Source organism: Actinotalea sp., assembly GCF_035443605.1.
In the GTDB taxonomy this organism is placed as follows: Bacteria; Actinomycetota; Actinomycetes; order Actinomycetales; family Cellulomonadaceae; genus Actinotalea.
In genome coordinates, this window is the sequence record NZ_DAORSQ010000123.1 from 1 (window position 1) to 6243 (window position 6243).

The following is a 6243-nucleotide window of genomic DNA, read 5'->3' on the forward strand; positions in this document are numbered from 1 at the left end:
GGTCTGGATGCGCTTGAGCTCGACCTGCATCTGGCGGCGCAGCTTGAGGTCCAGGGCGCCGAGCGGCTCGTCGAGCAGCAGCACCGCGGGGTTGTTGACGATCGCCCGCGCCAGGGCGACGCGCTGCTGCTGCCCGCCCGAGAGCTGGGTGGGACGGCGGTCCGCGAGGTGCCGCAGCTCCACGAGGTCGAGGGCAGCGCCCGCCTTGCCGAGCGGGTCGGCCTGGCGGGTGCGCTTGAGGCCGAAGGCGACGTTCTCCAGCACCGTCAGGTGCGGGAAGAGCGCGTAGGACTGGAACACCGTGTTGACCGGCCGCTGGTGGGCCCGGGTTCCCGTGACGTCCCGCCCACCGATGAGGATCTGGCCGCCCGTGGGCTGCTCGAGCCCGGCGACCATCCGCAGGGTCGTCGTCTTGCCGCAGCCCGACGGCCCGAGCAGCGCGAAGAACGAGCCGGACGGGATGACGAGGCTGAGGTCGTCGACGGCGGTGAAGGAGCCGAACTCCTTGACCAGGTGCTCGAGGGTGAGGTCGGCCCCCGACCCGGCGGCGATCTGCTCCATCAGTTGCCGATCACCGCCTGGAACTCCTCGTTGTACTTGGTCTCCTCGTCGGCGCTCAGGGCGCGGAACACGTAGGAGCGCGAGAGCGTGGACTCGTCGGGGAAGATCAGCTGGTTCTCGACCAGCTCGGGCGCGAACGCCTCCATCGCCTCCTTGGCCCCCTGCACCGGGCAGATGTAGTTGACGTAGGCGGCGACCTCCGCGGCGACCTCGGGGTCGTAGTAGTAGTTCATGAGGGCCTCGGCGTTGGCCTTGTGGGGGCTGCCCACCGGGACCATCATGTTGTCGCTCCACAGCGTGCCGCCGGCGTCCGGCAGGGCGAACTGCCAGTTGTCACCGTTCTCGAAGTTGAGCACGGTGATGTCCCCGGACCAGCCGATGACGGCGAGAGCGTCGCCCGAGATGAGGTCCTCCGCGTAGGAGTTGCCCTTGACCTGCCGGATCTGGCCCGAGGAGATGTGCATCTCGAGCACCTCCAGCGCGGCGAAGAACTCGTCGTCGCCCCAGTCGCCGGAGATGTCGACACCCTGGTCGAGCATGATCAGCCCGACGGTGTCGCGCATCTCGGAGAGCACCTCGATCCGCCCCGCCAGGTCGGGGTTCCACAGGTCGGAGACGGTGCGCATGCCGGCCGGCACCTCGGTGGTGTTCCAGGCCAGGCCGCCGAAGCCCGACTGCCACGTCAGCGAGTGGGCGCGGCCCGGGTCGAAGGACACGTCGGCAAGCCGCGCGAGGATGTTCGCGGCGTTGGGCACGTTCGCCTTGTCGAGCTCCTGGGTGTAGCCGAGCCGGATCATCCGGGCGGCCATCCAGTCGGTCAGCGTGACGACGTCCTGACCGATGTCCTGGCCGTTGGCCAGCTGACCCTGGACCTTGCCGAAGTACGCGTCGTTGTCCTCGATGTCCTCGACGTACGTCGCCTCGATCCCCATCTGCTCCGAGAAGCGGTCCAGGGTCGGGTAGGTCTGGCTCGTCTCGTCGTAGTCGAGGTACAGCGTCCAGTTGGCCCAGTTGACGACCTTCTCGGTGTCCGACACGTCGACCACGGGTCCGCTCGTGCTCGGGCTCGTCGTGCCGCCCGTGCCGCACGCGGCGAGCAGGGCGCCGACGCCGGCGAGGCCGGCGCCCCCCGCGAGGACCGAACGCCGCGAGACGTCCCGTTGGGCCTGCACCAGCGCACGGATCATCGGGTCAGCTGGCTGCGGGCGGGGGTGGGACACCGGGGCCTCCTCTGGGGTCGTGCGGGTGTGTCGGATCGTTGCAGCAAGACGCGGTGCGCACAAGCGATTCCATCGTCAGGGTGACGACTCGCAACGAAAACGTCACACGATGGGAACATCCGGTGCGTTCTCGCCCGTGCCGAACCGCTCAGCCGATCGCGCTCATGACGTGCTTGATACGGGTGTAGTCCTCGAAGCCGTACATCGACAGGTCCTTGCCGTAGCCCGAGTGCTTGAAGCCGCCGTGCGGCATCTCGGCGACGAAGGGGATGTGGGTGTTGATCCACACCACCCCGAAGTCCAGGGCGCGCGACATCCGCATCGCCGTGCCGTGGTCGGCGGTCCAGACGGAGCTGGACAGCCCGTACTGCACGCCGTTGGCCAGCGCGATCGCCTCGGCCTCGTCGCGGAAGGTCTGCACGGTGATGACGGGGCCGAAGATCTCCTGCTGGACCGCCTCGTCCTCCTGGCGCAGGCCGTCGACCACCGTGGCCTCGTGGAAGTAGCCGACATCGCCCTGCCGGTGGCCGCCGGCGAGGATCGTCGCGTGGTCGGGCAGCCGGTCGAGGAAGCCCAGCACACGGTCCAGCTGGCCGGCGTTGTTGACCGCGCCGTACGCGACGTCCTCGTCCGGCCGCCCCGTGCGCGTGCCCCTCGCCTGCTCGGCGAGCGCCGCGACGAAGTCGTCGTGGACCGATGCGTGCACCAGCACGCGCGTGGCGGCGGTGCAGTCCTGGCCCGCGTTGTAGAAGCCGGCGGCGGCGATGCCCTCTGCGGCCGCGGCGAGGTCGGCGTCGGCGAAGACCACCACGGGCGCCTTGCCGCCCAGCTCGAGGTGCACGCGCTTGACGTCGCGCGACGCGGAGCCCGCGACCTCCATGCCCGCGCGCACGGAGCCCGTGATGGAGACCATCGCCGGGATGGCGTGCTCGACGAGCGCGCGGCCGGTGTCCCGGTCCCCGCACACGACGTTGAGCACGCCGGGCGGCAGGAACTCGTTGGCGACCTGCGCGAGCAGGAGCGTCGAGGCGGGCGTGGTGTCCGACGGCTTGAGCACGACGGCGTTCCCCGCGGCGATCGCGGGGGCGATCTTCCACACGGCCATCATGAGCGGGTAGTTCCACGGCGTGACCTGCCCGACGACACCCACGGGCTCGCGCCGGATCCAGGACGTGTGCCCGGCCATGTACTCCCCGGCGCTGGCACCCTCGAGGATCCGCGCCGCCCCGGCGAAGAACCGGAGCTGGTCGACGCACGGCGGCACCTCGTCGCTGGCGGCGAGCGCCAGCGGCTTGCCGGTGTTGCGCGACTCGACCGCGACGAACTCGTCGGCACGCGACTCGATCGCGTCGGCGATCCGCAGCAGGGCGAGCTGCCGCTCGGCCGGCGTGGTGTCGCGCCAGCCGGGGAACGCGGCCGCCGCCGCCCGCAGGGCGGCGTCGACGTCCTGCGCCGACGAGACCGGCGCCGTGGCGTAGGTCTGCCCCGTGGACGGGTCGACGACGGGGCTCGTGCGGCCGTCGACGGTGGGCGTCGCCACCCCGCCGATGATGTTGTGCAGCTCGGTGCTCGCTGCCTGGTCGGTGGTCGCGGACGACACATCAGCCTCCGGGGCTCGGGTCTGCCAGATGGGCAGACGGTAGCGCAGGGCGCGCTGCCGCGACAGCGGGATCATGCGAACGAGCCCTCCCGGACACCGGATTGCGCACCGAATGGGGCCCGAATCTACGGATTCACTTGCATCAAGCGGCTGCCGCGGGAGAGCATCACCCCATGGCAGCAGCCGGCAAGCCCACCCCTGTCGTCCTGGACGCCACCTCCAAGGCCATCATCGAGCAGCTGCAGGAGGACGGCCGGCGACCCTACGCGACCATCGGCCGCGCCGTCGGGCTCTCCGAGGCGGCCGTGCGCCAGCGCGTGCAGCGGCTGGTCGACTCGGGCGTCGTGCAGATCGTCGCCGTGACCGACCCGATCCAGGTGGGCTTCACCCGCCAGGCCATGATCGGCATCAAGGCCGAGGGCGACCTCGAGCAGCTCGCCGACTCGCTCGCCGCCATGCCGGAGGTCGACTACGTCGTCATCACCGCTGGGGCCTTCGACGTGCTCGTCGAGGTGGTCTGCGAGGACGACGAGCGCCTGCTCGAGGTGCTCAACCGCCAGGTGCGGACGTTGCCGGGGGTCCGGGCCACCGAGACCTTCGTGTATCTCAAGCTGCGCAAGCAGCTCTACAACTGGGGAACCCGATGACCGCCGACCAGCACGAGACCACCGCCCCCGTCGGCGGCACCACGCCGGCCGGGACGCCGCGCGGCGAGGCCGCGCGCGACCACCTGTGGGGTCACATGACCCGGCACTCGACGTGGGAGTCGGGCAACGTCCCGATCATCGTCCGGGGCGAGGGCCACCACGTCTGGGACACCGAGGGCCGTCGCTACATCGACGGGCTGTCCGGGCTCTTCGTCGTCCAGGTGGGCCACGGCCGCGCCGAGCTCGCCGAGGCGGCACGCAAGCAGGCTGCGGAGCTCGCGTTCTTCCCCCTGTGGTCCTACGCGCACCCCCAGGCGATCGACCTGGCCGAGCGGCTGGCCCACCACGCCCCGGGCGACCTCAACCGCGTCTTCTTCACGACGGGCGGCGGCGAGGCGGTCGAGACCGCGTGGAAGCTCGCCAAGCAGTACTGGAAGCTCTCGGGCCAGCCCGGCAAGTACAAGGTCATCTCGCGCTCGATCGCGTACCACGGCACGCCGCAGGGCGCCCTGTCGATCACCGGGATCCCCGGCATGAAGGCACCGTTCGAGCCGCTCGTGCCCGGGGCGCACAAGGTGCCCAACACCAACATCTACCGCGGCCCCGAGGAGCTGCGCCACGACCCGAAGGCCTTCGGTCGCTGGGCGGCCGACCGGATCGAGGAGGCCATCCTCTTCGAGGGTCCCGAGACCGTCGCGGCGGTGTTCCTCGAGCCCGTGCAGAACTCCGGCGGCTGCTTCCCGCCGCCCCCCGGGTACTTCGAGCGCGTGCGCGAGATCTGCGACGCCTACGACGTGCTGCTCGTCTCGGACGAGGTCATCTGTGCCTTCGGCCGGATCGGCGACATGTTCGCGTGCAACGACTACGGCTTCGTCCCGGACATGATCACGTGCGCCAAGGGCATGACCTCGGGCTACTCCCCCATCGGGGCGTGCATCGTCTCCGACCGCCTCTTCGAGCCGTTCCGGCACGGCACGACGACCTTCTACCACGGCTACACGTTCGGCGGGCATCCCGTCTCCGCCGCCGTCGCGATGGCCAACCTCGACATCTTCGAGCGCGAGGGTCTCAACGACCGCGTGCGGCAGAACGCACCGGTCTTCCGGCGCACCCTCGAGAAGCTGCTCGACCTGCCGATCGTCGGCGACGTGCGGGGGGACGGCTACTTCTACGGCATCGAGCTCGTCAAGGACGCGACGACCCGCGAGACGTTCGACGACGACGAGTCCGAGCGGCTGCTGCGCTCGTTCCTGTCCCCGGCGCTCCTCGCGGCCGGCCTGTACTGCCGGGCGGACGACCGCGGCGACCCCGTCATCCAGCTCGCCCCTCCGCTGACGTGCGGCCCCGCCGAGTTCGACGAGATGGAGCAGATCCTGCGCGGGGTGCTCACCGAGGCGTGGGCCCAGCTCTGAGACGGGCCGGACGGTGACGGGGGTGACGGCGTCGCGCGGCCCGATCGACCGGGACGCCCCGGACGGCGGGTGCCTGTGGGCCGAGCAGGCCGGCCGGCGCACCGCGCGCGCACCCCTCGCCGGGCCGACGACCGCGGACGTCGTCGTCGTCGGCGCCGGGCTGACCGGGCTGTGGACGGCCTACTACCTCGCGCGGGCCGAGCCGTCCCTCGAGGTGCTCGTCGTCGAGGCGGAGCACGTGGGGTTCGGGGCCAGCGGTCGCAACGGCGGCTGGGCCTCGGCGCTGTTCCCCGTGGGGGCTGCCGCGCTCGCCCGCGGGCACGGCGAGCCCGCGGCGCAGGCCATGCGGGCGGCCATGCGCGCCACGGTGCGCGAGGTGGGTGAGGTGACCCGTGCCGAGGGGATCGACTGCGACTTCCGGCGTGGCGGGACCCTCGCGATGGCGCGCTCGGCGCCCCAGCTGACCCGCGCCAGGTCCGATGCCGAGCACGCGCGCGGCTGGGGCGACGAGGTCGAGCTGCTCGACACGGAGGCCGCGCGAGCCCGTCTGGCTGGTGACGGGGTCGTCGGGGCGACGTTCACCCCCGACTGCGCGCGCGTGCAGCCCGTTCGCCTCGTGCGCGGGCTCGCCGCGGTGGTCGAGGGCCGCGGCGTCCGGATCGCGGAGCGCACCCGCGCGCTGGCCCTCGAGCCGGGCCGGGTGCGGACCGACCGGGGCACGGTGCGCGCGCGGCACGTCGTGCGTGCGACGGAGGCATGGACTGCGACCCTGCCGGGCACGCGACGCGCCGTCGTGCCCGTCT

Annotated in this window: 6 protein-coding genes; 3 read left to right on the plus strand and 3 right to left on the minus strand. The window is 71.7% G+C overall.

Going from position 1 to position 6243, the window contains the following annotated elements; genetic code table 11:
- From PKY62_RS11505 to PKY62_RS11515, 3 genes are all read right to left on the minus strand, one after another.
- The coding region (locus PKY62_RS11505; RefSeq protein WP_324537090.1) for an ABC transporter ATP-binding protein at positions 1-561 on the minus strand (561 nt) is incomplete at its 3' end.
- A complete protein-coding gene (locus tag PKY62_RS11510) occupies positions 561-1781 on the minus strand; it encodes an ABC transporter substrate-binding protein (protein ID WP_324537092.1) in 1221 nt (406 codons plus the stop codon). The genes PKY62_RS11505 and PKY62_RS11510, both read right to left, overlap by 1 nt.
- Positions 1782-1929: 148 nt before the next feature.
- On the minus strand, positions 1930-3456 hold the full coding sequence (locus tag PKY62_RS11515) for a gamma-aminobutyraldehyde dehydrogenase (protein WP_324537094.1): 1527 nt from the start codon (positions 3454-3456) through the stop codon (positions 1930-1932).
- A 98-nt stretch (positions 3457-3554) separates the two neighbouring features.
- On the opposite strand from PKY62_RS11515, the gene PKY62_RS11520 reads away from it, so the two are divergent.
- From PKY62_RS11520 to PKY62_RS11530, 3 genes are all read left to right on the plus strand, one after another.
- Complete coding sequence (locus tag PKY62_RS11520; RefSeq protein ID WP_324537096.1) at positions 3555-4028, plus strand: Lrp/AsnC family transcriptional regulator; 474 nt, start codon at positions 3555-3557, stop codon at positions 4026-4028.
- Entirely contained in the window at positions 4025-5440 is a 1416-nt protein-coding gene (locus tag PKY62_RS11525) for an aspartate aminotransferase family protein (protein WP_324537098.1), read from the plus strand. Before PKY62_RS11520 ends, PKY62_RS11525 begins: the two co-directional genes overlap by 4 nt.
- Before the next feature lie 22 nt (positions 5441-5462).
- Positions 5463-6243 (plus strand): NAD(P)/FAD-dependent oxidoreductase (locus PKY62_RS11530; RefSeq protein ID WP_324537099.1); only part of this gene is annotated, 781 nt, incomplete at its 3' end.